This window comes from Rhodanobacter sp. T12-5, from assembly GCF_008329435.1.
GTDB lineage: Bacteria > Pseudomonadota > Gammaproteobacteria > Xanthomonadales > Rhodanobacteraceae > Rhodanobacter.
Genome location: NZ_NPKN01000005.1, coordinates 213377 through 237846, shown reverse-complemented (window position 1 = coordinate 237846; position 24470 = coordinate 213377). Strand labels below are relative to the sequence as shown.

The window sequence follows — 24470 nt, the reverse complement described above, 5'->3', positions numbered from 1 at the left end:
GACGCGGCGACTGGGCCATAATGCCCGTCCACCCGCGCGGCGCGCGGGCCACACTGTTCCCGGAGTCGTGATGCGTTCGTTGCTTGCCCGCCCGATGGCCGTACGCCTGCTGATCGGGCTGAGTCTGCTGCTTGGCATGTTGCCTGCGTTCGCGCAGGGCACGGACGACCTGCTGCCGGTCACCGAGGCGTACAAACTGAGCGCGGACGCCGCCACGCCCGGCGTGCTGAAACTGCACTGGACGATCGCGCCGGACTATTACCTCTACCGCGGCCGCATGAAGTTCAAGGGCGCCGATGGCGTCACGCTGGGCGAAGCGCAATTGCCCGACGGCGAGAAACACCACGACGAATACCTCGGCGACGTGGAGACCTACCACCACGGCATCGACGCCAGCATTCCGTACACCGCGGCTGCCGGCACCACCCGGCTGAAGCTGAGCGTGCAATACCAGGGTTGCCACGAAGTCGATCCGAAGATCTGCTATCCGCCGCATACCGAACAGCTCGATCTGCCACTGCCGAGCGGCGGCACCGGCGCAGCTGCTGCTGGCGCCGTTTCGCTCGACGCCGCACTCAGCCGGCTCGGCAGCAACAAGCCTGCTGCCACCGCGGGCGTGACCGGTGCGCCGCTGCCGGCCGAACAGGCATTCCGCTTCGAAGCGCTGGCGCAGAGCCCGCACCAGTTGCTGCTGCGCTGGACGATGCCGCCGGGCTATTACCTGTATCGCGACCAGACCACGCTGAAACTCGAAGACGCCGCCGGCCTCGGCCTGAAGCCGGCATGGCCGGCCGGCACCGCGCACCACGACGAGCATTACGGCGACGTCACCGTGTACTTCGACCAGGTCGAGTTGCCGGTCGCCGTCGAAGGCGATCTCGCCGGCCGCAAGCAGCTGACGGTCGAGGCCAGCTTCCAGGGCTGCCAGGACGATGGTCTGTGTTATCCACTGATGACCCGCAGCGTGAACCTCGATCTCGGCAGCGGCACCATCGCTACTGGCCAGACCACCGGAACCGCGCCGGAACTGCCTCCAGCGGCCAGTCCGGTACCGCTGCAGCTCAGCCTGGTCGCTGCGCTGCTGTTGGCGCTGGGTGGCGGACTGGTACTGAACCTGATGCCCTGCGTGCTGCCGGTGCTGTCGATCAAGGCGGTCAGCGTGCTGGAAAGTGGCGAAAACCGCGCCACCGCGCGCCGCCATGCCTTGTTCTATACCGCCGGCGTGGTGTGCAGTTTCGCCGCACTGGGGCTGGGCATTCTCGCTCTGCGCAGCGCCGGCCATGCGCTGGGCTGGGGCTCGCAACTGCAGCAGCCGCTGCTGGTCGGTCTGCTGGCCTGCGTGATGTTGGCGGTCGGTCTGTCGATGTCCGGCGTGGTGCAGTTCGGCGCCTCGCTGGGCAATACCGGTGCCAGCCTCGCCGCCCGTTCCGGCCCCGCCGGCGATTTCTTCACCGGCGTACTGGCGGTGGTGGTGGCCAGCCCGTGCACCGCGCCGTTCATGGGCAGCGCGCTGGCGTATGCATTTGCCGCGCCGATGCTGTCCGCGCTGCTGGTGTTCCTGGCGCTCGGCATCGGGCTGGCGCTGCCGTTCCTGGCGGTCGGCTTCGTGCCCGCGCTGGCGCGCCTGCTGCCACGGCCGGGACGCTGGATGGAAACGCTGAAACAGGTGCTGGCGTTCCCGATGTACCTCACTGCGGCATGGCTGGTATGGGTGCTGGCGAACCAGCGCGGCGCCGACGCGGTCGGCCTGATCCTGGTTGCGATGGTGCTGCTGGCGATGATGCTGTGGTGGTTCGAACGCAGCCGCTCGCACGGCGCGGCCAGCAAGATGGCGGTGGCGGTGCTGGCGATCGCCATGGCCGTGCCGATGTACCTGCTGGCCCACGTGCCGCCGCCCTTGAAAGCCGCCATCGCCGAGGAGGGCGTGGTCGCCTACAGCCCGGAAAAACTGGCTGAACTGCGGGCGGCGGACACGCCGATTTTCGTCGACATCACCGCCGACTGGTGCGTCACCTGCAAGGCAAACGAGCACATCGTGCTCGACACACCGAATTTCCGCGATCTGCTCCAACGCACCGGTGCGGTCTACATGAAAGGCGACTGGACCGACGTCAACCCGACCATCAGCGCGTTTCTGCAGCAATACCACTCGCCTGGCGTGCCGCTGTATGTCGTGTTTCCGAAGCACGGTGGCCCCGGCAGGCAACTCTCGACGGTGCTGACCTCCTCGCTGGTCGAGCAAGCGCTGACGGAAGCGGCTCAATGATGCTCGGTCGGAGCAACTGGCTGATTCTCGGCCTGGCGGTGCTGGCGGCCGCCATAGGCGGCTATGCCGAGCGTCGAGGCCAGCCGGCTGTCTCCGACCATGCGTCGACAAGCTTCGTCGGCCAGCCCATGCCCGCCATCGACCTGCCAGATCTCGACGGAAAGCTGCACCGGCTGAGTGATTATCGGGGGCGCCGCCTCGTACTGAATTTCTGGGCCAGCTGGTGCGCACCGTGCGTCGAAGAGATGCCGGCGCTCGATCGGATATCGCACAAATTCGGGGAACGTGCGCCGATCGTGATCGGTATTGCCATGGACGATCCCGCGCATGTTCGAGCCTTTTTGGCAGCACATCCGGTCCATTATCTCGTCCTGATCGGCCGGATGACGACGCCAGACACGTCATTGCAGCTCGGCGATGTCGGCCAGGTATTGCCATATAGCGTCTTGATCGGTGCTGATGGGCGCATTTCGGCAATCCATGAGGGGCCTCTCGACGATTCCCGACTCGACCAGTGGCTGAAACCGGCGCAAGGCGGGCACTGACCGCCCGATCGACATACGCTTCCGCACGGAACGCAAGGCTTCTCCGTCAAACATCGCCGATCTGCAGTGAACTGGACAACATCGCCCGCTGCGCGCACACTGCGTCCGGTTCCGGAGTTGCCGGACGCCGCAGGACGATTCGGTGGCAAAGATCCTGGTCCTGCATGGACCCAACCTCAATCTGCTGGGTGCGCGCGAGCCGCAGATCTACGGCCGCGAAACCTTGACCGACATCAACCAGGGGCTAGCCGAGCGTGCGCAGGCCGCCGGGCATGAGTTGGTATGGTTCCAGTCCAATGCCGAGCATGAGCTGATCGGGCGCATCCACCAGGGCCGCGACGACCGCACGGCGATGATCCTGTGCAACGCCGGCGCCTACACCCACACCAGCATCGCGCTGCGCGACGCCTTCGCTTCGGTGGCGATCCCGTTCATCGAGGTGCATTTGTCCAATGTTTTCGCGCGCGAACCGTTCCGCCACCACTCGTACCTGTCCGACCTCGCGGTCGGCGTGATCTGCGGCTTTGGCGGCGACAGCTACCGGCTGGCGCTGGACGCGGCGCTCCAGCGGCTGCAGGCGCCAGTGCCCGGCACCGCGTGAACCAGGCCATGGTGCCTGCCCATCCGTTTATTTCCAGCCACCTCGGTGGCATGACTGACAAAGGCTGATCCGATGGATTTGCGCAAAATCAAGAAGCTGATCGACTTGCTCGAGGAATCCAACCTCGCCGAACTCGAAATCAAGGAAGGCGAAGAAGTCGTCCGCCTGTCGCGCGTGCCGAAGAACGCCGCGCCAGTCGCGGCCGCACCTGTTGCCGTGGCCGCTGCCCCCGCGCCGATCGCTGCCGCGCCAGTAGCCGCCGTGGAAGCGCCAGCCGCCAGCGCACTGCCCGCCGGCCATGTGGTGAAGGCGCCGATGGTCGGCACCTTCTATGCCTCGGCCACGCCGGGCACGCCGGCCTTCGTCAAGATCGGCCAGCAGGTCAAGGCCGGCGAGACGCTGGGCATCATCGAGGCGATGAAGATGTTCAACCAGATCGAAGCCGACGTGGCCGGCACCGTCCAGGCCATCCTGGTCGAGAACGGCCAGCCGGTGGAATTCGACGAACCCATGTTCGTGATTGCCTGAGGCCGCCCGGATGCTCGAGAAGGTCGTCATCGCCAATCGCGGCGAAATCGCGCTGCGCGTATTGCGCGCCTGCCACAGTCTGGGCATCAAGACGGTGGCGGTGCACTCCACCGTGGACCGCAACCTGAAGCACGTCGGCCTGGCCGACGAGTCGATCTGCATCGGCCCGGGACCGTCGGTCGACAGCTACCTCAACATCCCGCGGATCATCGCGGCGGCGGAAATTACCGACGCCCAGGCGATCCATCCGGGCTACGGCTTCCTGTCCGAGCGCGCCGATTTCGCCGAACAAGTCGAACAATCCGGCTTCATCTTCATCGGCCCGACCGCCGAGGTGATCCGCCTGATGGGCGACAAGGTCGAGGCGATCCGCGCGATGAAGGCCGCCGGCGTGCCGTGCGTGCCAGGTTCCGGCGGCCCGCTGGGCGAGGATGTCGATACCAACATCAAGATCGCCCGCGAGATCGGCTACCCGGTGATCATCAAGGCCGCCGGCGGCGGCGGCGGCCGCGGCATGCGCGTGGTGCGCACCGAGGCGCACCTGGGCAATTCCATCGTGATGACCAAGCAGGAGGCCAAGGCGGCCTTCGGCAACGACGTGGTCTACATGGAGAAATTCCTGGAGAACCCGCGCCACGTGGAAATCCAGGTGCTGGCCGACGGCCAGGGCAATGCGATCCACCTGGGCGAACGCGATTGCTCGATGCAGCGCCGCCACCAGAAAGTGGTCGAAGAGGCTCCTGCGCCGGGCATCACGCCGGAGCTGCGCGCCCAGATCGGCAAGGTCTGCGTGGATGCCTGCATCCGCATCGGCTACCGCGGTGCCGGCACGTTCGAGTTCCTGTTCGAGAACGGCCGCTTCTACTTCATCGAGATGAACACCCGCATCCAGGTCGAGCATCCGGTGACCGAGCTGATCACCGGGGTCGACCTGGTCCGCGAGCAGTTGCTGATCGCCGGCGGCGAGAAGCTGTCGATCCGGCAGGAAGACATCGCGATCCGCGGCCACGCGATCGAGTGCCGCATCAACGCCGAGGACCCGGAAACCTTCATGCCCAGCCCGGGTACGGTGAAGCGTTTCGAGGCACCGGGCGGCCCCGGCGTGCGCGTCGACACACACCTGTACGACGGCTATCGCATCCCGCCGAACTACGACTCGATGATCGGCAAGCTGATCGTGCACGGCCCCGACCGAGCCACCGCGATCGCGCGCATGCAACTGGCGCTGGCCGAGACGGTGATCGAAGGCGTCAAGTGCAATATCCCGCTGCAGCAGAAAATCATGGCCGATGTCGGTTTTCAGCATGGCGGGCAGAACATCCACTACCTCGAAAAGCGGATGGCCGAGCAGAAGGAACACAAGGCGAAGAGCGAGGAGTGAGTGGGGAGGAGCGAGAAGTGAGAGACAGCGGACAGCTCCGGCCCGCCTGTCAAAAAACCCGGTCTCTCTCCTTCGCCCTCGGCACACTCGCCACGTTTCCTGCCCCTCTCTCTCTACTCACTCCTGCCCACTCACTTCTCCCATGCCTTTCCTCGAACTTTCCCTGATCGTCCGCATCGAACAGCAACCCGGCGCGGAGGAAGCGCTGGACGATCTCGGTGCGCTGTCGATCACGTTGCAGGACGCCGATGCGGAGACTGCGGACGAGCAGGCGATCTTCGAGCCGGGCGTGGGCGAGTTGCCGCTGTGGCCGACGATCACGCTCAACGCGTTGTTCGATGAGCACGCCGACCGCCGCGGCCTCAGCGCCGCACTGGGTGAGTTGCTGCCGTGGCTGGAACCCGATCAACTGCGCTTCAACGACGTCGCCGACCAGGATTGGGAGCGCGTCTGGATGGATCAGTTCAAGCCGATGCCATTCGGCAAGCGGCTGTGGATCTACCCGTGGAACATCGAACCGCCGGCCGACGATGACCTCGTGGTGGTGCGCCTCGATCCCGGCCTCGCCTTCGGCAGCGGCACCCATCCGACCACGGCGCTGTGCCTGCAATGGCTGGACGGACTCGACCTAGCCGGGAAGACGATCACCGACTACGGCTGTGGCTCCGGCATCCTGGCGATCGCTGCACTGAAGCTCGGCGCGGCCAGCGCCATCGGCGTCGACAACGACCCGCAGGCACTCATCGCGTCGGCCGACAACGCCGAACGCAACGACGTGGCCGATCGCCTCGCGCTGTTTCTGCCCGAAGACGTCGTCGCCGAAGAAGCCGACGCGCATGGATGCGCTAGTGCTGCGGGCGCAGGATGCGCAGGAGCAGCCGACGTCTTCATCGCCAACATTCTCGCCGGCCCGCTCGGCGAGCTCGCACCCACTTTCGCCGCCGCCGCGAAACCCGGCGCACCGTTCGCGATCTCCGGCATCCTCGCCGGTCAGCAGGACGAATTGCTGCAGCGCTACACCGAATGGTTCGACGAGCTGCGCGTGGAGACCCGCGAGGACTGGGTGCGCATCAGCGGTCGCCGCCGCGGCTGATTTTCCTGTTCGTGAAACCCTCGTGTTGCCGGCGCGAATGGTCAATCCGACAGACAGGATTTCCCCGCAGCCCGAGCCGCCAGCGCTGCAGGGTCACGCTTGCCGGCTGCTAGACTCGCCACTCACCGATCCAAAGCGGCCTGCATGTATACCCAATGCCCCGAATGCCTGTCCGTGTTTTCGCTGGACGCACAGACGCTCGCGAAGGCGCACGGCCATGTCGGGTGCGGACACTGTGGCGCAAGCTTCGACAGTCTTGCGACGCTGACCGAACAACTGCCGCCCGAACCTTTCGTCGAGCTGCCGGTGAACGAACCCGCGTTCGAGCCGCCCGGCCTCGACCTCGTCGTCTACCGGCCACGCCCGGATCCTCCTGCCGTCATCGAAGAGGAAACCTCGGCCGCCGAGGCAGCGGCGCCGGCGGCGTCGGACTTCTCGCAACTGGTAATCGCACCGCGTTTCGCTCGCGAGCCGCGTGCGCGCAAGCCGCGACGATCGCATGGGCGTGACCACCAGCGGCAATCCAGTGCGTCGCGGCGCTGGCCATGGGTCGTCGTATGCACCGTGCTGGCGATGTTGCTCGTGGTCCAGCTCGCCTGGGCCCAGCGCGACATGCTGATTCGCGACCCGACTGTCGGGCGCTGGTTGCGCGATACCTGCAACGTCCTTCGCTGCGAGCTGCCCCTGGTCGCCGCGCCGCGACAATTGCGCTTGCTCGCCAGCAACGTGCAGGCGCATCCCAGCGTGCCCGGCGCCTTGATGATCAGCGCCAGCATTCGCAATGACGCCGCATTCACGCAACCGTATCCGGTGCTGACCATCACCTTGTCCAATGCACAAGGGCAAAGGGTAGCGATGCGCCGGCTGCAGCCTCGCGAATACCTCGACGACGAGGCGATCCTGCAGCGCGGGCTGGCGCCAGGCTCCAGCGCCGTCCTGCTGCTGGAGGTGAAGGATCCCGGCGACAAGGCCGTCGCGTTCGAGTTCGGTTTCGAGTAGCACTTAAAATTGTCGGCCTGCACGGGTAGACTCGGCCTTCTGCCCGGCGTGCCGACTTCGCTCGACACGCATCGCCATCCGCAGCACCCGCCATAACCATGCGCACCGGCCCAAGCAGCCGTTGCCCCGTACGTGAGGAAGATGCCCGTGAACGCCGTAAGACTGCCTGCTGCCGAGGCTGCAAAACTGACCTCGTCGCAGAGCACCAGTTCACAGGCGGGACATTCGCAGAGTGCGTTGAGCGAATGCGTCAGCCGCACCGTGCGTCGCTATCTGGCCGACATCGGCGACACCGAATGTGCCGAAGGCCTGCATGCGCTGGTATTGCGCGAGGTCGAATTGCCGCTGTTGCGCGAGGTGCTGGCTTTCCACGAAGGCAACCAGAGCCGCGCCGCCAGCGCGCTAGGCATCAATCGCGCCACGTTGCGCAAGAAGCTGGCCGCGCACGGCCTGCTCTGAGAGGTTGTGACCATTCAATCTTTCAGGCCGGCCAGGGGATCGTCGGTCGCGGATCGGGCACGCAGGCGCCGGACTCGCGATAGAAGAAAACCCCAGGAAGCGGTTTTCTTCACGAGCGTTGAGCCGCGCCAAAACGCCAACTCATCCGGACGGCTATAATCAGCGGCTTTCCCGTCATGGAAACCCGCTCATGTCCACGCCCCAGCTCGTCCCGGTCCGTCGCGCCCTGCTCAGTGTCTCGGACAAGACCGGCCTGATCGATCTGGGTCGGCGCCTGGCCGCCAAGGGCGTTGAACTGCTGTCCACCGGCGGCAGCGCGAAGGCGCTGCGCGAAGCCGGCATCGCGGTGACCGACGTCAGCGACGTCACCGGTTTTCCCGAAATCATGGATGGCCGCGTCAAGACGCTGCACCCGAAAGTGCACGGCGGCCTGCTCGGCCGGCGCGGCACTGACGACGCCGTGATGGCCGAACTCGGCATCGAGCCGATCGACCTGTTGGTGCTGAACCTGTACCCGTTCGAAGCCACCGTGGCAAACCCCGGCTGCACGCTGGAGGACGCAATCGAAAACATCGACATCGGTGGCCCGGCGATGCTGCGCTCGGCGGCGAAAAACTGGAATGATGTCGGCGTGCTGACCTCGCCCGATCAATACGAAAGCGCGCTGGCCGAGATCGAAAACCAGGGCGGCCTGACCCGTGCCACCCGCTTCAAATTGGCGGTGGCCGCGTTCAACCGGGTGGCGAATTACGGCGGTGCGATCAGCGATTACCTGTCCGGTCTGGAACTCAACGAGACGCACGACGCCATCGCCGGCCACGCCACGTTCCCGGCCCAGGTCAACAGCCGCTTCGTGAAACTGATGGATCTGCGCTACGGCGAAAACCCGCACCAGCAGGCTGCGTTCTACCGCGACCTCGAACCGGCACCGGGCACCCTGGCCACGTTTCGCCAGTTGCAGGGCAAGGAGCTTTCCTTCAACAACATCGCCGACGCCGACGCCGCGTGGGAGTGCGTGCGCAGCTTCAGCAAGCCGGCCTGCGTGATCGTCAAGCACGCCAACCCGTGCGGCGTGGCAGTAAGCATGGACGGGATCGGCAAGGCCTACGACCTGGCATTCCAGACCGATCCGACCTCGGCCTTCGGCGGCATCATCGCGTTCAATCGCGAGGTGGACGGCGCGACCGCGCGCGCGATCGTCGAGCGCCAGTTCGTCGAGGTGGTGCTGGCACCGGGCTACGCCGACGACGCGCTGAAGGCATTCACGAAGAAGGGCAACGTGCGCGTGCTGGTGATCCCGCCGCCGGCCGATGGAAACCTGCAGCACGCGCACCCCGGCAACAGCTCCAAGCGCGTCGGTTCGGGCCTGCTGATCCAGAGCGCCGACACCGGCATGATCGGCGCCGCCGACCTGAAGGTCGTCACTCGCCGCGCGCCGACCGAGGCGGAGATCCACGACCTGATCTTCGCCTGGAAGGTAGCGAAGTTCGTCAAGTCCAATGCCATCGTGTACGCCCGCGATCGCCAGACCATCGGTATCGGCGCCGGCCAGATGAGCCGCGTCTATAGCGCGAAGATTGCCGGCATCAAGGCCGCCGACGAGAAGCTGGAAGTGCGCGGTTCGGTGATGGCCTCCGATGCATTCTTCCCGTTCCGCGACGGCCTCGACGCCGCCGCCGAAGCCGGCATTCGTGCCGTGATCCAGCCCGGCGGATCGATGCGCGACAGCGAAGTGATCGCCGCCGCCGACGAGCACGACATAGCGATGGTGTTCACCGGAATGCGCCACTTCCGGCATTGATGGCTGTGAAGCATTCCTTGTGCGAGCGGCTTCAGCCGCGATGGTTTCCGCCGGTAGCGCCAGAGCATCGCGGGCTGAAACCACTCCCACAGGAGGTGTCGCTCACGCGTTGTTGAAGCCTGTCGTTCCAGCATCGACGTCTCTGGGCTGGAGGCGGTCATGCGCTACGAACTGTATTACTGGACCGGCATCCAGGGCCGCGGCGAATTCGTGCGGCTGGCACTGGAGGATGCCGGCGCCGACTATGACGACGTGGCGCGCGAACAGGGTGACGACGCCATCGTGCGTTTTCTCGACGGCGCCCACGACGGCGCGTTGCCGTTTGCCCCGCCGTTCCTCAAAGCTGGCCGGCTGGTGATCGCGCAGACCGCAACCATCCTCCACCATCTCGGCCCGCCGCTCGGCCTGGTGCCGGACAGCGAGAGCCGCCGGCTGTACGCGAACCAGTTGCAGCTGACCATCGGCGACCTGGTCGCCGAAGTGCACGACTCCCATCATCCGATCGCCGGTGGCCTGTATTACGAGGACCAGCGCGTCGAAGCCGGACGACGCGCGGCGGATCTGCGCGAGACGCGGCTGCCGAAATTCCTCGACTACTTCGAGCAGGTGCTGGAGCGCGGCGGCGGTCGTCATGCGCTGCACGAACACAGCTACGTCGACCTCTCCCTGTTCCAGCTGATGGCCGGACTCGACTATGCGTTTCCGCGCGCGATGCAACGCATGGCACGCGAACTGCCACTGCTGCATGCGCTGAAACAACGCATCGCCGAACGACCGCGCATCGCCGCCTACCTCGCGTCACCGCGGCGGCTGGCGTTCAACGAGAGCGGCATCTTCCGCCATTACCCGGAGCTGGACGATCCGGCGTAGCCGTGCTCAGAACAACGCGATCACCATCGCCCCGGCCACGATCAACACGCCGCCGACCAGCAGCGGCCAGCTTGGCCTTTCGCCCAGAAACACCAGCCCCAGCACGATCGCCAGCGCCACGCTGAGCTTGTCGATCGGGGCCACCTTGCTGACCGGCCCCAACTGCAGCGCGCGGTAGTAGCACAGCCACGACAAGCCGGTGGCGATGCCGGACAGCACCAGGAACACCCAGCTGTTGAGTGGCAGGCCGGTGGGCTTGGCCCATTCCTGGCGCAGGCTGAGAATACCGGCGGTGACCACGAGGATCACCACGGTGCGGATGAAGGTGGCAAGGTTCGAGTTGATACCGACCACGCCGAGCTTGCCGAACAACGCGGTCAACGCCGCGAACAGCGCCGAGCCCAGTGCAAACAGCAGCCAGCTTTCGCGCAGTTGCATTGCTGTCCTCCGTTCGATGTCGACACGCTCTCGTCCGGCATCGCGCCGACCAGACGACCCGGCGTCAGTGACCGTCGTCCGAGTTCGACCCGCTCGAATCCGCATCCGCCGGCTTGCTCTTGCCCCACTCCAGCACCTTGTACATCACCGGCCGCACCGGCTTCTGGCCATGCTCGTCGACCAGCCGGCCTTCGGGATCGACCATATAGGTCTGCGGGATGCCGTTCTTCGGCGTCACCACCACCATGTAGACACGACCATTGCGGCTGTATTCCTGGATGCTGTCGTCGCCCTTCTGGCGCACCCTGACCTCGGGCAGCGAAGGATCCCGGTCAGCGGCGACGCCGCGGGCGGGCGGCGCCGGCAATGTCCGCGGCTTCAGATCGGGCGGAGCCACCGCCTTCACGCCCGGATCGTGGATGCCGGGTGGCGGAGGCACGTTGCTCGCGCCGGACGACTGCGCAAACGCAGCCGGCACAAGCAGGCTTGAAAGGAGCATGGCGCCGGCGGCACCCAGCAGGACGGCGGTTTTCATGGCGGCAACCTCGGTCGGGAAGCAGAGCATAGCAGCGCCCTTGCCGGGCATTCGTGAAGCGCGACGTTTCGCCGTGCATGCGAGAATGGCGCATGCCCAAACTCATCCTGATCGACGGCTCCTCCTACCTCTACCGTGCATTCCACGCCTTGCCGCCGTTGAGCAACGCGCACGGTGAACCGACTGGCGCGCTTTTCGGTGTGGTCAACATGCTGCGTGCCACGCTGAACGCCAAACCGGACTACCTGGCGTTCGTCTGCGACGCGCCCGGGCCGACTTTCCGCAATGACATGTACGACCAGTACAAGGCACATCGGCCGCCGATGCCGGACGACCTGCGCGTGCAGGTCCAGCCGATGCTGGCGATCGTCGGCGCGCTGGGCTTTCCGATCCTGTGCGTGCCCGGCGTCGAGGCCGATGACGTGATCGGCACGCTGGCGGCGCAGGCACAGGCGCTCGGCATCGATGTGCTGGTTTCCACCGGCGACAAGGACATGGCGCAACTGGTGGGGCCGCACGTCACCCTGGTCAACACCATGAGCAATACCGTGATGGACAGCGCCGGCGTGGTGGAGAAATTCGGCGTGCGGCCGGACCAGATCGTCGACTTCCTCGCGCTCACGGGCGATACCGTCGACAACGTGCCGGGGGTGACCAAGTGCGGCCCGAAAACCGCCGCCAAATGGCTGGCCGAATACGGCTCGCTGGACGGCGTGATCGCCAACGCCGACAAGGTCGGCGGCAAGATCGGCGAAAGCCTGCGCGAGGCTTTGCCGCGACTGCCGTTGTCGCGCGAGCTGGTGACGATCAAGACCGACGTGCCGCTGGAGTTCAGTCCCGTCGACCTGTCCCAGCGCGATGCGGATACCACGCAATTGCGCGAGCTGTATACGCGTTACGAGTTCAAGGCGGCGCTGAAGGATCTGGACTCCGCAGCAGCGACGGTTGGGAGCGACTCCAGTCGCGATACCCTCGCCGCGACCGAGCCAAAGAATGCCGCGGCTGAAGCCGCTCCCACAGATTCGGCTCCCGGTGAGTACGAGCTGGTCACCACGCAAGCGGCGTTTGATGCCTGGCTGGAAAAACTGCGCCGCGCCGAGCTGATCGCGTTCGACACCGAGACCACCAGCATCGACGCGATGCGCGCCGACATCGTCGGCATCAGCTTCGCCGTGGAGCCCGGCAAGGCGTGCTACATCCCGCTCGGCCACGACTACCCCGGCGCACCGGCGCAGCTCGACCGCGACGCCGTGCTCGCCGCGCTGAAACCGGTCTTCGAGGACGCAGCGCGACCCAAGCTCGGCCAGCATGCGAAGTACGACATCAACATCCTGTCGAACTACGGCATCGTGGTGCAGGGCCTGAAGCACGACTCGATGCTGGAGTCCTACGTCTGGAACGCCACCGCCACACGCCATGACATGGATTCGCTGGCGAAGAAATACCTCGGCTACGAGACGATCAAGTACGAACAGGTCGCCGGCAAGGGCGCGAAGCAGATCTCGTTCTCGCAGGTGGACCTGGACACTGCCTGCCGCTATGCCGCGGAAGACGCCGACGTCACCCTGCGCCTGCACCATGCGCTGTGGCCGAAGCTGGAAAGCGTGCCGTCGCTGCGCAAGGTCTACGAGGACATCGAGATCCCGCTGGTGCCCGTGCTGGCCGGCATGGAGCAGCGCGGCGTGCTGATCGACGGTGACGCGCTGCGCCGGCAGAGCCAGCAACTGGGCAAACGCATGCTGGAATTGCAGCAGCAGTCGTATGCGCTGGCCGGGCGCGAGTTCAACCTCGACTCGCCCAAGCAGCTGCAGGCCGTGCTGTTCGACGAGCTCGGCCTGCAGGCGAAACTGAAGACGCCGACCGGCCAGCCGTCGACCAACGAGGAGGCGCTGGAAGCGATTGCGGACACGCATGAACTGCCGCGGCTGATCCTCGACTACCGCGGCCTGGCCAAACTGCGCAGCACCTATACCGACAAGCTTTCCGGCATCGTCAATCCGCGCACCGGCCGCGTGCACACCAGCTATCACCAGGGCTCGGTGGCGACCGGACGGATCTCCTCGTCCGACCCGAACCTGCAGAACATTCCGGTGCGCACCGAAGAAGGCCGGCGCATCCGCCAGGCGTTCGTCGCGCCGCCGGGCTGGCAGGTGATGGCGGCGGACTACTCGCAGATCGAATTGCGCATCATGGCGCACCTGTCCGGCGACGAAGGCCTGCTGCGCGCGTTCCACTCCGGTGGCGACGTGCACCGCGCCACCGCCGCGGAAGTGTTCGGCGTACCGCCGGAAGAGATCACCGCCAACCAGCGCCGCGCCGCCAAGGCGATCAACTTCGGCCTGATGTACGGCATGAGCGCATTCGGCCTGGCGCGCCAGCTCGGCGTCGATCGCGGCGAGGCCGGCGATTACATGGGCCGCTATTTCTCGCGCTACCCCGGCGTACGCGCCTTCATGGACGCCACGCGCGAGCAGGCCCATCGCGACGGCTACGTCGAAACCATCTTCGGCCGGCGGCTGTACCTGGAGAACCTCACCTCGCGCAACCAGGGCCTGCGTCAGGGTGCCGAGCGCGCCGCGGTGAATGCGCCGATGCAGGGCAGCGCCGCCGACATCATCAAGCGGGCGATGATTGCGGTCGCCGCCTGGGCAGCAAACCGGGACGACGTACGCATGCTGATGCAGGTGCACGATGAGCTGGTGTTCGAGGTGCGCGCGGATGCGGTCGACGAGGTGCGCGCCGCGGTGACCGAACGGATGTCCGGCGCTGCGGAACTGGCGGTGCCGCTGCTGGTCGATGTGGGTGTCGGCGCCAATTGGGACGAGGCGCACTGATTACTTCGGGTTAACTTTTCATGAGAATGAATTGTTTCTGAATTTTCTTCGATGCTCTTGAAACTTTTCCTGCCAAGCGCCATCTAATCCTTCGGATGCACGCAATGGCATCCGCGGCTGGTTCACCTCCCTGGACCGCCACAGGCGCAAACCTCTCCCCTGGGTCTTTGCGTCTGCCCCGCCCCGGAGGCTCCCCCTAGCCTCCGGGGCTTTTCTTTGCCTGCGTTTCCGGCGCCTGTACACTTTCTGCACATTGCCGCCCGGCATACTTGATCCACATTCATCTAGGGGAACAACCATGCGCGCAGGTCTTCTCATTGCCGGCATCATCCTTGTGATTGCCGGTATCTGGATCACCGTCGGCAACGGCAGCTACAAGCAGACCGATACTGTGGCCCAGCTGGGTTCGGCCAAGATCGAAGCCACCCACACCAAGTCCGTGCCGCAATGGATCGGCATCGCCGGCATCGTTCTCGGCGGCCTGCTGGTGGTCGGCGGCATCGCCAGCAAGAAGCGCTGAGCAACGCCCTGGTCCATGAAAACCGCCGCCTCCGCGGCGGTTTTCGTTTGCGCCCACTACAATGGGTGCGATGGATGTCTCGTATCTGATCGATCCGCTCAACGAGGCGCAGCGCGAAGCCGTCTGCGCCCCGCCCGGCCACTATCTGGTGCTGGCCGGTGCCGGCTCCGGCAAGACCCGCGTGCTGACCCACCGCATCGGCTGGCTGACCCAGGCCGAACGCGTGCCGCCGTGGGCGATCCTCGCCGTCACCTTCACCAACAAGGCCGCCGGCGAGATGCGCGCGCGTCTGGATGCCCTGATTCCCGGCGGCATCCAGGGCCTCACCGTCGGCACGTTCCACGGCATCGCCCATCGCCTGCTGCGCCGCCATTGGCGCGAGGCCGGCCTGCCCGAAGGCTTCCAGATCCTCGATTCGGACGACCAACTGCGGCTGGTCAAGCGCGCCATCGCCGGATTGGGCCTGGACGACGCAAAGTATCCGCACCGCCAGGCCACCTGGCAGATCAACCACTGGAAGGACGAAGGCAAGCGCCCGGACGGCATCGAACATCGCGACCATCCGGTAACGCATACCTTCGTCAGGATCTACCAGGCCTACGAAGATGCCTGTCGCCGCGCCGGCCTGGTCGACTTCGGCGAACTGCTGCTGCGCGCGCACGAGCTGTGGTTGAAGAATCCGGCCGTGCTGGAGCACTACCAGCAGCGCTGGCGGCATCTACTGATCGACGAATTCCAGGACACCAACACGCTGCAGTATGCGTGGATCCGGGTACTTGCCGGGGCTACCGGCAAAGTATTCGCGGTCGGCGACGACGACCAGTCGATCTATGGCTGGCGCGGTGCGAAGGTCGAGAACATGGCGCAATTCCTGCGCGATTTCCCCGGCGCGCGCACGATCAAGCTGGAACAGAACTATCGCTCCACCTCGACCATCCTCAAGGCTGCCAACAGCGTGATCCAGCGCAACGGCAGCCGCCTCGGCAAGGAGTTGTGGACAGCCGGCGACGACGGCGAGCGCATCGCTCTCTATGCCGCCTACAACGAGCAGGACGAGGCGCGCTTCGTGATCGAGCGCATCCGTGAGTACATCGACGAGCACGGTTCGGCCAGGGACTGCGCGATCCTTTATCGCTCCAACGCTCAGTCGCGCAACTTCGAGGAGCAACTGGTCCAGCGCAACATCGGTTACCGCGTCTACGGCGGCCAGCGCTTCTTCGAGCGCGCCGAGGTCAAGGACGCGCTGGCCTACCTGCGTCTCACCGCGAACCGGCACGACGACGCCGCGTTCGAGCGCGCGGTGAACACTCCGCCACGCGGCATCGGCGACCGTACTCTGGATACGCTGCGCCGCCGTGCGCGCGGCGAAAACACGTCGATGTGGGAAGCGGCGCTGATCGAATTGAGCGGCGGCAGTGAGCTGGCCGGACGGGCGAAGAATGCGGTGAAGGCGTTTCTTGCGCTGATCGACGAGATGGCGCGCGCTTTCGCGGGACTCGGCAATGGGGAATCGGGAGTGGCGGAAGCCGAGACGGCCACCACACCGCCCGCGCAAGCACTTCCCATTCCCCTTTCGCCATCCCCCGCTCCCTCCCTGACCCTCGCCGAACAGATCGACCACGCGATCACCCACACCGGCCTGCGCGACTTCTACGAAAAGGATTCACGAGGCAACGGCGAAACGCGGGTGGAGAACCTGGATGAACTGGTCAACGTGGCCAGCCGCTTCGAGCGTACCGCCGAGGACATCGATGCCGGCCTCGGCGAACTGTCCGCGTTCCTGTCGCACGCCACCCTGGAAGCCGGCGAGAACCAGGGCGAGGCGTGGGACGACTGCGTGCAGCTGATGACCCTGCACTCGGCCAAGGGGCTGGAGTTCCCGGTGGTGTTCCTGGTCGGCATGGAGGAAGGCCTGTTCCCCAGCCAGCGCTCGGTCGACGACGAGGGGCGGCTCGAAGAGGAGCGCCGGCTCGCCTACGTCGGTATCACCCGCGCCCGCGAAAAGCTCGTCGTCACCCACGCCGAATCGCGCCGCATGCACGGCACCGAAATGTTGGCGCGGCCGTCGCGCTTCCTCGGCGAGATGCCGGCCGAACTGATCGACGAGGTGCGCCCGCGCGTGCACGTCACCCGCCCGCTGTACGCCGGCCGGCCGCACGAGATCTCGCCATCGCTGGAGGAATCGCTGCCGGTGAAGCTCGGCCAGCGGGTCAGCCACCCCAGCTTCGGCGAAGGCGTGGTGATCAGCGCCGAAGGCAGCGGCGCACATACGCGACTGCAAGTGAATTTCGAGGCCGCCGGCAGCAAGTGGCTGGTGGCGGCGTACGCGAATCTCACCGCGTTGTAGCCGTCGCGGGAACAGCGTGCGCCGGGGCAAGTTCCGCCAGCACATGCGTGACGGCATCGACCACGGCCCGGGGCTGGTCCAGCTCGATGTCGTGGGACGAGTCGGCCACCATTTGCAGCTCGCCCCGGGTCGACGTCGCCACGATACGTCGCTGGGTCTCGCGGCGTGCCGACTCCAGTTGCTGACGCACATCCGCAGGCGCATCGGCGTACGTATCCGAGGCTCTGAGCACGACCAGCGGCATGTCGCCATGCGACTCGCCCTCGGGCACCGACGGCGCGAATATCCGCGTGTTCTGCGCCAACTCCGAACGCAAGGTGTGCCAGAACGCCGGACGCAGCTTGCGCGCCCGATTGGCCGCCGCCACTTTCGCGCTCTCCCATGGCGCCGGCCCACCGATGCATCCGGCCAGTGCAGGCGGTGGATTGGCCAGCTCGTTGCGCTCGGCCCCCTGCTCGCAGCGCCCGATGAACGCATCTCGCTGCGACGCCGTGGTCGCGTCGTCCTTCATCCATTGCGCGGGAAGGAAATGGCCGAGATCCTGCGCCGGCGGATCGACCAGTACCATGGCCGCCACATCGCCGGGATGGACGTCGGCATAGCGCCGCACGATATTGGTACCCAGCGAATGCCCTACCAGCACCAGTGGCGTGTGCAGGCCGGCCGCGCCAATCAGCGCATGCAGGTCGGACACGTCGGCATCGAGCCCGCGCGGCAGCGGCCCGTTGTCACTGAAACCGTAGCCGGCACGGTCGTAGGCGCATACGCGCGCATGCTGCGCCAGCATCGGTTGCACGCGAAACCAGTTGCTCGAGTCGGCATGCGAACCGGCCTCCAGCAATACCGTCACCGGCCCCTTGCCGCTGCAACGCAGGTTGAGGCTGCGACCCTGGCCAATGACGATGCGCTTGCCCGGCCGGGCATAGCTGTCCGGCGTCCTCGTGGGTGCCGAAGGCGTGGCTGCCGCCGAAACTGCCAGCAAGCCGATGCAGGCCACGCCAAAAATACCCAGGTTCTTGCGCGCCATAAGCGCCTCCGGTCTGATTTCGCCTTGGGACACGGACAAGCAACGGAAGTTCGCAGCCAGGCGTCCAAACCACGCCACGGCATCGGTCGGTCGCGTCGAGGCCACAGCGTTGCTGGCACTACTCCGTACCAGCCGCTGCGCGAAATACCCGCCATTGCGGTAGCTGCCTGCGTGCGGGAGAGGGTTCGCGGCAACAGCCGGGACCACCGTACGCGATCTGGTTCGCCCGGCACGGATGCGTTGTGCTTGTCCGGGTTGGGCCAAGGCAATAGGTTGCGCGTGCGTCCGACGCGCGCTGCTGCGACATTCATCCACATCAAGTCAACACGACGACGGCGTATGCTGACGTGCAGCTCCTGCACGGATCCAACGCATGCTCCGCTCTGCCGCAAGCACGACGCTCAAAGGCATTCCTGCACCGCAGCGCCCGCTGCGGCGGCTGACACTTGAACTGTTCGGCATCATCGCCCTGAAGATCGCAGCGCTGACGCTGATCTGGTGGGTGGTGTTCGCGCCGCAGCCAAAGCCCGACGTCAGCGCGAGTGCGATCGCGCAGCGACTCGCTCCCACGTCCCACGCCACGCCGGAAGCCCGCCCATGATCATCGACACCGATGTCGTCACGCTGTCGCGCCTGCAGTTCGCGCTGACCGCGCTGTATCACTTCCTGTTCGTGCCGCTGACGCTGGGTCTGGTGTGGATGCTGGCGATCATGGAGAGCGTCTACGTGATGACCGGACGCGAAGTGTGGAAGCGCATGGTGCAGTTCTGGGGCGTGCTGTTCGGCATCAACTTCGCGATGGGCGTGGCCACCGGGGTGACGATGGAGTTCCAGTTCGGCATGAACTGGGCGTACTACTCGCATTACGTCGGCGACATCTTCGGCGCGCCGCTGGCGATCGAGGGGCTGATGGCGTTCTTCCTGGAGGCCACGCTGATCGGCGTGTTCTTCATGGGCTGGGATCGCATTTCGCGGATCAAGCATCTGCTGGTGACGTGGTTCCTTGCGCTGGGCACGAGCCTGTCGGCGCTGTGGATCCTGATCGCGAATGCGTGGATGCAGCATCCGGTCGGCTCCGAGTTCAGCCCGCAGACGATGCGCATGGAGGTGACCTCGTTCCCCGAGGTGTTTTTCAATCCGGTGGCGCAGGAGAAATTCGTGCACACGGTGAGTGCCGGCTACGTGCTCGGCGCGATGTTCGTGCTGTCGATCAGCGCTTGGTATCTGCTGCGCGGGCGCAATGTGGATTTCGCCAAGCGCTCGATGACGGTGGCGGCAAGCTTCGGGCTGGCCGCGGCGTTGTCGGTGGTGGTGCTCGGCGACGCCTCCGGCTACACCGTGTCGCTGAACCAGAAGATGAAGATGGCGGCGATCGAGGCGATGTGGCGCACCGAGCCGGCGCCGGCCTCGTTCACCTTGTTCGGCATTCCCGACGTGCAGCAACGCACCACCCATTACGCGCTCAGGATTCCCTGGGTGATGGGCCTGATCGGCACCCGTTCGGTCGACCAGACGATGCCCGGCATCGCCGAGCTGGTGGATGCCGCCAAGGGCCGCATCGGCACCGGCATCAAGGCCTACGACGCGATGCTGATGCTGCGCCAGGACAAGGACAACGCGCAGGCCAAGGCAACCCTGGCCGCGCACGACAAGGACCTGGGTTATGCGTTGCTGCTGAAAAAATACGTCGACGATCCGCGCCAGGCCACCCCGGAAGATATCCAGAAAGCCGCCGACAGCACGATCCCGAATGTGCCCGTGTTGTTCTGGGCGTTCCGCATCATGGTCGGCTGCGGCTTCTATTTCATCGCGCTGTTCGCGTTTTCGTTCTGGAAGGCCAGCACGCGCAAACTCGACAGCCAGCGCTGGTATCTGCGCCTGGCGCTGTGGAGTCTGCCGCTGCCATGGATTGCGATCGAGCTGGGCTGGATCGTTGCCGAATACGGACGCCAGCCATGGGCGATCGAAGGCGTGCTGCCGACCGCGCTCGGCGTGTCCTCGGTGAGCGCGGGCCAGGTGCTGACTTCGCTCGGCGGGTTCGTGTTCTTCTACACCGCGCTGGCGATCGTCGACGTGTTCCTGATGCTGAAGTTCACCCGCAAGGGGCCCGATGGCCTGGGCATCTGGCCGCAGGGAGAACGCCATGTTTGATTACGCCACATTGCGAGTGCTTTGGTGGGCCATCCTGGGCACGTTGCTGATCGGCTTCGCCATCATGGACGGCTTCGACTTCGGTGTCGCCGGCCTGCTGAAAGTGCTGGGCCGCGACAACGAGGAACGCAAGGTGCTGCTGGAAGGCATCGAGCCGACCTGGGAGGGCAACCAGGTGTGGTTCATCGTGGCCGGCGGCGCGACGTTCGCGGCGTGGCCGATGCTTTACGCGGTGTCGTTTTCCGGCATGTACTTCGCCATCGCGCTGGTGCTGCTGGCGCTGATCCTGCGTCCGGTCGGCTTCAACTTCCGCGGCAAGATCCACGATCCGCGCTGGGCGTCGCTTTGGGACTGGGTGCTCAGCGGCTCCGGCGTGGTGGTGATGCTGGTGTCGGGGGTGGCGTTCGGCAACCTGTTTCTCGGCCTGCCGTTCCGTTTCGACGATGACCTGCGCATGAGCTGGCAAGGCGGCTTCTTCGAGCTGCTGCATCCGTTTGCCCTGCTGTGCGGGTTGGTGTCGCTGAGCATGTTGCTGGCCCACGGCGCGTGCTTCGCCGCGCTGAAGGCCGATCACGCGATCGCCGAGCGCGCGGTGGGCATCGCACGCTGGATGACGCTGGTATTTGCCGCGCTGTATGTGCTGGCCGGCGTGTGGCTGGCCTACGGCATTCCCGGTTACGCGATCGCCGGGTCGGTGATCACCGACGGGGTCTCCAATCCGCTGTACAAGCAGGTGGCGCATGGCAGCAGCTGGTTTGCCAGCTACATGCAATACCCGTGGTTCTGGATTGCGCCGCTGCTGGCGCTGGCTTCGGCGGTCGGGGTGCAGGCCTTGATCGGCCGGCGCGGCATCGCAGGCTTCATCGCCAGCAGCCTGATGGTCGGCAGCACGATCGCGTCGGCCGGCTTCGCGCTGTTTCCGTTCCTGTTGCCGTCCAGCCTCGACCCGCGCTCCAGCCTCACCGTGTGGGACGCTTCGTCCAGTCGCGGTACCTTGCAATTGATGCTGGTGGTCACCGCGATATTGCTGCCGATCATCGTGATCTATACCAGCTGGGTCTACCGGGTGATGCGCGGACGGATCACGCTGGAGCAGGTGCGCAAGGCGCACGGCGGGTATTGAATTTGCAGGAGCGCACGCAGCGTTTCACACGAACACGAGGTAAGCCGGCATGTGGTATTTCTCATGGATTCTCGGACTGGGGCTGGCCTGCGCCTTCGCCATCCTCAATGCGATGTGGTACGAGGTGCGGGCCACCGACGAGGCGAATCTCCAGCGCGAAGATTCGCAGTTGCCGGACGAGTTGACCTGACTGCGCCCCCGGCCTTGCGCCGTTTACCCTGAGCGCAGATCCGCAGGATCGAAATCGAAGGCAGCAGCCTTTCGATTTCGCTGCGCTCAAGGTGAGCGCTGCAAGGCAGCTGGCCGCGCGGCCAGCAGCGCCTCGATCGCCTCGGCCTCTTTCGGCATGGCCGCGCTCAGCACTTCGTTGCCATCGCGGGTCACCGCCACGTCGTCCTCGATGCGGATGCCGATGCCGCGCCAGCGTTCGGCCACCGAGCGATCGTCCGGCGCCACATACAACCCCGGCTCGACGGTCAGCACCATGTCCGGCTCCAGCAGGCGCGATTCGCCGCCGACCCGGTAATCGCCGACGTCGTGCACGTCCAGCCCCAGCCAGTGGCCGGTCTTGGCGGGGAAGAAACGCTGGTAGCTGCCATCGGCGATCGCCGCGTCGGCGTCGCCCTTGAGCAGGCCGAGTTCGCACAGGCCTTCGGCCAGCACACGCACCGCCGCCGTGTGCGCCGCACTGAACGGTCGGCCCGGCCGCACCTCGTCGATCGCCGCCAACTGGGCGGCCAGCACCACTTCGTACAACGCCCGCTGTTCGCGGCTGTAGCGACCGTTGAGCGGAAACGTGCGACTGATGTCGGACGCATAGCAGTCCAGTTCGGCGCCGGAATCGATCAGCAGCAGCTCGCCGTCGCGCAGCGCCGCGCGATTGCTCTGATAATGCATGACGCAGGCATTCGCGCCACCGGCGACGATCGGCGAGAACGCCGGCACGGCGCCACTGCTGCGCATCACGCGCAGCAGCTCGGCCTCGACCTCGTATTCCAGCCGGCCGGGCATGGCGACCTGCATGGCGGCGAGGTGTGCGTCTACTGCGATAGCGGCCGATGCGCGCATCAGCTTCAGCTCGGCCCGCGACTTGTACAGTCGCAGGTCGTGCAGCAGATGGCCGAGCGCAACGAATTCCTTCGGCACCACGCCGCCACCGCGCAACTGGCGCAGCTTGCGCATCCAGCCAAGCAGTTGCGCGTCGAACTCCGGCTCACGGCCAAAATGGCAGTACACGCGGGCGCGGCCTTCGATCATGCCGGGCAGGATGTCGTCTATGTCCTCGATCGGGAACGCATCGTCCATGCCGTAACCGGCCACCGCCTGCTCGGTGCCGATCGTCTGTCCATGCCAGCGCTCGCGCGCGGGATCGCGCTCGCGGCAGAACAGCACGACCTCGCCATGCTTGCGCCCGGGTAGCAACGCCAGCATCGCACCAGGCTCGGGAAATCCGGCCAGGTAATGGAAGTCCGAGTCCTGCCTGTATGGCCATGCAGCATCGGCGTTGCGCATGCGCTCGGGCGCTGCGGCGACCAGCACCACCGCATCGTCGCCGGCCATCTGCATCAGTTGGGCGCGGCGACGTGCGAATTCGGCGGTGGTGATTGCCAGCGCGGTCAGCTTCGATGCGCTTGAGCTCAATGCAAGGTCTCGCGGGCAGGGTTGTCGCCGGAAGCACATTCGGTGTGAAGCAGCATCGCGGCAACCCGCACGAATTCCTGCACTTCGATCAACGCATCCTCGTCCTCGTCTTCGCGGTCGAAATCAAACGATGAGGCGGCGATCGTGGCGAGATCGCGCAGAACTTCCTGCGCCTCCTCCGACAGTTGCGCATGCGCGCTGGCGCCGGCCAATCCGAAGCCCCCGAGGAAACCGCGGCACCAGTCGACCATGGCCTCGGCGCGCTCGGTCAGCGGACGATCGTCCGCCGGCAGCAATGGCTCGAACCCCAGCTCCGGATCGGCCAGCTCGGTTTCGCATTGCCGAACCAGCCGGTCCAGCAGCGCCTGGTCGTCCGGCCCGGGGCTGACCACCTCGCCCTCGAGCTGCAGCGTGGCCAGCACGGAATGGCCGTGCAAGGAGCCGCCGCCTGCCAGGTAACCGCACAGGGATCCATGCAGTTCACTGGCTTCGGTGCCCAGCTGCAGGCGCATGATCAGCGCGTCGATATCGTCGTGGCCCACAAGCCCGGTAGCCGTCATGGCGATGCTCCTTCAAGGAAGGTCGCCAGTTTAGTGCAGCCGCCGTATCCACCGGAAAGTCGCTCGGTCGCCCGGGCTGACTTCTTCCGGCGTCCTGCTATAGTTTCGGGCATGAGTACGCCCGCTCCCGTGCATCCCGATCCTGTCCATCAAGAATTGGCCGCGCTGGGCCAGCAGCTCGATCGCCTGCTCGATACCGTGCGCCGGCTCACCGAGGAAAATCGCAGCCTGCGCCAGAGCCAGGAGCAACTGTCCGGCGAACGCGCCGGCCTGCTGGCACGCAACGAGCAGGCTCGCAGCCGCGTCGAGGCGATGATCCAGCGGCTGAAATCGCTTGAAAGCAACGGTTGATAGAAACCATGTCCAGCAGTGAACCGGTCGCACTGCGACTGATCGACCGCGAATTCCTTATCGCCTGCGCGCCGGAAGAACGCGAGGGCTTGCTCGAAGCAGCCGGCTTTCTCGATCGAAAGATGCGCGAGCTGCGCGCGAACGCGAAGGCACCGAGCTTCGAGCGGCTGGCCGTGCTCACCGCGATCAGCGTGACCCACGACTTGCTGACCTTGCGCAAGCAGCACGATGGTCAGGAGCAACGTCTCAGCGCCGGCCTCGCCGCGCTGCGAAGCAAGCTCGATGCCGCTTTCGACGGCGACCCGCTGAAGCGCTGAAAGGGTTGCCGCCTCGCGGCAACGAGGCGCATTCAGACGCCGGCTTGCCGGCTGAACCAGCGCTGTCATTCGCCAGTGGCACA

At 65.8% G+C, this 24470-nt stretch carries 24 protein-coding genes; 19 read left to right on the top strand and 5 right to left on the bottom strand.

Going from position 1 to position 24470, the window contains the following annotated elements; all coding sequences use genetic code 11:
- Positions 1-70 precede the first annotated feature (70 nt).
- The 10 genes from CIW53_RS12160 to CIW53_RS12115 all read left to right on the top strand — a co-directional run bounded on the left by CIW53_RS12160 (position 71) and on the right by CIW53_RS12115 (position 10543).
- Positions 71-2266 (top strand): protein-disulfide reductase DsbD, encoded by a 2196-nt coding sequence (locus CIW53_RS12160; protein WP_149364985.1) that lies wholly within the window; start codon positions 71-73, stop codon positions 2264-2266.
- Positions 2263-2811: a TlpA disulfide reductase family protein gene (locus tag CIW53_RS12155; RefSeq protein WP_242451879.1), complete on the top strand. Its 549-nt coding sequence runs from the start codon at positions 2263-2265 to the stop codon at positions 2809-2811. The genes CIW53_RS12160 and CIW53_RS12155 overlap by 4 nt, the downstream gene beginning before the upstream one ends.
- Before the next feature lie 142 nt (positions 2812-2953).
- On the top strand, positions 2954-3412 hold the full coding sequence (gene aroQ / locus CIW53_RS12150; protein WP_149364984.1) for a type II 3-dehydroquinate dehydratase: 459 nt from the start codon (positions 2954-2956) through the stop codon (positions 3410-3412).
- 72 nt (positions 3413-3484) lie between these two features.
- Positions 3485-3940 (top strand): acetyl-CoA carboxylase biotin carboxyl carrier protein, encoded by a 456-nt coding sequence (gene accB, locus CIW53_RS12145; RefSeq protein WP_149364983.1) that lies wholly within the window; start codon positions 3485-3487, stop codon positions 3938-3940.
- Positions 3941-3950: 10 nt separating this feature from the next.
- Positions 3951-5321, top strand: a complete 1371-nt coding sequence (gene accC, locus CIW53_RS12140; RefSeq protein WP_149364982.1) for an acetyl-CoA carboxylase biotin carboxylase subunit — start codon at positions 3951-3953, stop codon at positions 5319-5321.
- Between the two features lie 142 nt (positions 5322-5463).
- Complete coding sequence (gene prmA / locus CIW53_RS12135) at positions 5464-6414, top strand: 50S ribosomal protein L11 methyltransferase (protein ID WP_149364981.1); 951 nt, start codon at positions 5464-5466, stop codon at positions 6412-6414.
- A gap of 144 nt (positions 6415-6558) precedes the next feature.
- Positions 6559-7413, top strand: coding sequence for a zinc-ribbon and DUF3426 domain-containing protein (locus CIW53_RS12130; RefSeq protein ID WP_149364980.1), 855 nt, complete (start codon positions 6559-6561; stop codon positions 7411-7413).
- A gap of 141 nt (positions 7414-7554) precedes the next feature.
- Complete coding sequence (locus CIW53_RS12125) at positions 7555-7872, top strand: helix-turn-helix domain-containing protein (RefSeq protein ID WP_242451878.1); 318 nt, start codon at positions 7555-7557, stop codon at positions 7870-7872.
- 190 nt (positions 7873-8062) lie between these two features.
- Positions 8063-9673: a bifunctional phosphoribosylaminoimidazolecarboxamide formyltransferase/IMP cyclohydrolase gene (gene purH, locus CIW53_RS12120; RefSeq protein WP_149364979.1), complete on the top strand. Its 1611-nt coding sequence runs from the start codon at positions 8063-8065 to the stop codon at positions 9671-9673.
- Between the two features lie 159 nt (positions 9674-9832).
- On the top strand, positions 9833-10543 hold the full coding sequence (locus tag CIW53_RS12115) for a glutathione S-transferase (protein ID WP_149364978.1): 711 nt from the start codon (positions 9833-9835) through the stop codon (positions 10541-10543).
- 6 nt (positions 10544-10549) lie between these two features.
- Here CIW53_RS12115 and CIW53_RS12110 read toward each other — a convergent pair whose 3' ends face one another.
- Both CIW53_RS12110 and CIW53_RS12105 read right to left on the bottom strand, forming a co-directional pair.
- Entirely contained in the window at positions 10550-10981 is a 432-nt protein-coding gene (locus tag CIW53_RS12110; protein WP_149364977.1) for an EamA family transporter, read from the bottom strand.
- A 64-nt stretch (positions 10982-11045) separates the two neighbouring features.
- Positions 11046-11516 carry a DUF2782 domain-containing protein gene (locus tag CIW53_RS12105; RefSeq protein WP_149364976.1) on the bottom strand — a complete coding sequence of 157 codons (471 nt, stop codon included), beginning with the start codon at positions 11514-11516 and terminating at the stop codon, positions 11046-11048.
- Between the two features lie 92 nt (positions 11517-11608).
- Here CIW53_RS12105 and polA point away from each other — a divergent pair, with 92 nt between their 5' ends.
- The 3 genes from polA (at position 11609) to CIW53_RS12090 (ending at position 17217) form a co-directional block, all read left to right on the top strand.
- Positions 11609-14350: a DNA polymerase I gene (polA, locus tag CIW53_RS12100; RefSeq protein ID WP_149364975.1), complete on the top strand. Its 2742-nt coding sequence runs from the start codon at positions 11609-11611 to the stop codon at positions 14348-14350.
- Between the two features lie 298 nt (positions 14351-14648).
- The gene (locus CIW53_RS12095; RefSeq protein ID WP_149364974.1) at positions 14649-14870 is read left to right on the top strand and encodes a hypothetical protein; all 222 of its coding nucleotides are present in this window, start codon (positions 14649-14651) and stop codon (positions 14868-14870) included.
- A 70-nt stretch (positions 14871-14940) separates the two neighbouring features.
- On the top strand, positions 14941-17217 hold the full coding sequence (locus CIW53_RS12090; RefSeq protein ID WP_149364973.1) for a 3'-5' exonuclease: 2277 nt from the start codon (positions 14941-14943) through the stop codon (positions 17215-17217).
- Here CIW53_RS12090 and CIW53_RS12085 read toward each other — a convergent pair.
- On the bottom strand, positions 17204-18244 hold the full coding sequence (locus CIW53_RS12085; protein ID WP_149364972.1) for an alpha/beta hydrolase: 1041 nt from the start codon (positions 18242-18244) through the stop codon (positions 17204-17206). The genes CIW53_RS12090 and CIW53_RS12085 overlap by 14 nt on opposite strands.
- A gap of 373 nt (positions 18245-18617) precedes the next feature.
- Between CIW53_RS12085 and cydP the strand changes: the two genes are divergently transcribed.
- From cydP to cydX, 4 genes are read left to right on the top strand one after another with little or no spacing between them, the layout of a single operon-like run.
- Positions 18618-18845, top strand: coding sequence for a cytochrome oxidase putative small subunit CydP (gene cydP / locus CIW53_RS12080; protein ID WP_149364971.1), 228 nt, complete (start codon positions 18618-18620; stop codon positions 18843-18845).
- The gene (locus CIW53_RS12075) at positions 18842-20395 is read left to right on the top strand and encodes a cytochrome ubiquinol oxidase subunit I (RefSeq protein WP_149364970.1); all 1554 of its coding nucleotides are present in this window, start codon (positions 18842-18844) and stop codon (positions 20393-20395) included. The genes cydP and CIW53_RS12075 overlap by 4 nt, the downstream gene beginning before the upstream one ends.
- Complete coding sequence (gene cydB, locus CIW53_RS12070) at positions 20388-21518, top strand: cytochrome d ubiquinol oxidase subunit II (protein WP_149364969.1); 1131 nt, start codon at positions 20388-20390, stop codon at positions 21516-21518. The genes CIW53_RS12075 and cydB overlap by 8 nt, the downstream gene beginning before the upstream one ends.
- Before the next feature lie 49 nt (positions 21519-21567).
- Positions 21568-21708, top strand: a complete 141-nt coding sequence (cydX, locus tag CIW53_RS12065) for a cytochrome bd-I oxidase subunit CydX (protein WP_149364968.1) — start codon at positions 21568-21570, stop codon at positions 21706-21708.
- 86 nt (positions 21709-21794) lie between these two features.
- Here cydX and CIW53_RS12060 read toward each other — a convergent pair whose 3' ends face one another.
- Entirely contained in the window at positions 21795-23159 is a 1365-nt protein-coding gene (locus CIW53_RS12060; protein ID WP_149364967.1) for an aminopeptidase P N-terminal domain-containing protein, read from the bottom strand.
- Positions 23156-23719: a UPF0149 family protein gene (locus CIW53_RS12055; protein WP_149364966.1), complete on the bottom strand. Its 564-nt coding sequence runs from the start codon at positions 23717-23719 to the stop codon at positions 23156-23158. The genes CIW53_RS12060 and CIW53_RS12055 overlap by 4 nt, the downstream gene beginning before the upstream one ends.
- Positions 23720-23830: 111 nt before the next feature.
- On the opposite strand from CIW53_RS12055, the gene CIW53_RS12050 reads away from it, so the two are divergent.
- Positions 23831-24070, top strand: coding sequence for a TIGR02449 family protein (locus tag CIW53_RS12050; RefSeq protein ID WP_149364965.1), 240 nt, complete (start codon positions 23831-23833; stop codon positions 24068-24070).
- An 8-nt stretch (positions 24071-24078) separates the two neighbouring features.
- Positions 24079-24387 carry a cell division protein ZapA gene (locus CIW53_RS12045; protein ID WP_149364964.1) on the top strand — a complete coding sequence of 103 codons (309 nt, stop codon included), beginning with the start codon at positions 24079-24081 and terminating at the stop codon, positions 24385-24387.
- Positions 24388-24470: the final 83 nt, after the last annotated feature.

Bases quoted from the DNA above. Each gene is read 5' to 3' on its own strand.
- CIW53_RS12160 (WP_149364985.1), top strand. From the start codon at position 71: ATGCGTTCGTTGCTTGCCCGCCCGATGGCCGTACGCCTGCTGATCGGG.
- CIW53_RS12155 (WP_242451879.1), top strand. From the start codon at position 2,263: ATGATGCTCGGTCGGAGCAACTGGCTGATTCTCGGCCTGGCGGTGCTG.
- accB (WP_149364983.1), top strand. From the start codon at position 3,485: ATGGATTTGCGCAAAATCAAGAAGCTGATCGACTTGCTCGAGGAATCC.
- accC (WP_149364982.1), top strand. From the start codon at position 3,951: ATGCTCGAGAAGGTCGTCATCGCCAATCGCGGCGAAATCGCGCTGCGC.
- prmA (WP_149364981.1), top strand. From the start codon at position 5,464: ATGCCTTTCCTCGAACTTTCCCTGATCGTCCGCATCGAACAGCAACCC.
- CIW53_RS12130 (WP_149364980.1), top strand. From the start codon at position 6,559: ATGTATACCCAATGCCCCGAATGCCTGTCCGTGTTTTCGCTGGACGCA.
- CIW53_RS12125 (WP_242451878.1), top strand. From the start codon at position 7,555: ATGCCCGTGAACGCCGTAAGACTGCCTGCTGCCGAGGCTGCAAAACTG.
- purH (WP_149364979.1), top strand. From the start codon at position 8,063: ATGTCCACGCCCCAGCTCGTCCCGGTCCGTCGCGCCCTGCTCAGTGTC.
- CIW53_RS12115 (WP_149364978.1), top strand. From the start codon at position 9,833: ATGCGCTACGAACTGTATTACTGGACCGGCATCCAGGGCCGCGGCGAA.
- CIW53_RS12110 (WP_149364977.1), bottom strand. From the start codon at position 10,981: ATGCAACTGCGCGAAAGCTGGCTGCTGTTTGCACTGGGCTCGGCGCTG.
- CIW53_RS12105 (WP_149364976.1), bottom strand. From the start codon at position 11,516: ATGAAAACCGCCGTCCTGCTGGGTGCCGCCGGCGCCATGCTCCTTTCA.
- polA (WP_149364975.1), top strand. From the start codon at position 11,609: ATGCCCAAACTCATCCTGATCGACGGCTCCTCCTACCTCTACCGTGCA.
- CIW53_RS12095 (WP_149364974.1), top strand. From the start codon at position 14,649: ATGCGCGCAGGTCTTCTCATTGCCGGCATCATCCTTGTGATTGCCGGT.
- CIW53_RS12090 (WP_149364973.1), top strand. From the start codon at position 14,941: ATGGATGTCTCGTATCTGATCGATCCGCTCAACGAGGCGCAGCGCGAA.
- CIW53_RS12085 (WP_149364972.1), bottom strand. From the start codon at position 18,244: ATGGCGCGCAAGAACCTGGGTATTTTTGGCGTGGCCTGCATCGGCTTG.
- cydP (WP_149364971.1), top strand. From the start codon at position 18,618: ATGCTCCGCTCTGCCGCAAGCACGACGCTCAAAGGCATTCCTGCACCG.
- CIW53_RS12075 (WP_149364970.1), top strand. From the start codon at position 18,842: ATGATCATCGACACCGATGTCGTCACGCTGTCGCGCCTGCAGTTCGCG.
- cydB (WP_149364969.1), top strand. From the start codon at position 20,388: ATGTTTGATTACGCCACATTGCGAGTGCTTTGGTGGGCCATCCTGGGC.
- cydX (WP_149364968.1), top strand. From the start codon at position 21,568: ATGTGGTATTTCTCATGGATTCTCGGACTGGGGCTGGCCTGCGCCTTC.
- CIW53_RS12055 (WP_149364966.1), bottom strand. From the start codon at position 23,719: ATGACGGCTACCGGGCTTGTGGGCCACGACGATATCGACGCGCTGATC.
- CIW53_RS12050 (WP_149364965.1), top strand. From the start codon at position 23,831: ATGAGTACGCCCGCTCCCGTGCATCCCGATCCTGTCCATCAAGAATTG.
- CIW53_RS12045 (WP_149364964.1), top strand. From the start codon at position 24,079: ATGTCCAGCAGTGAACCGGTCGCACTGCGACTGATCGACCGCGAATTC.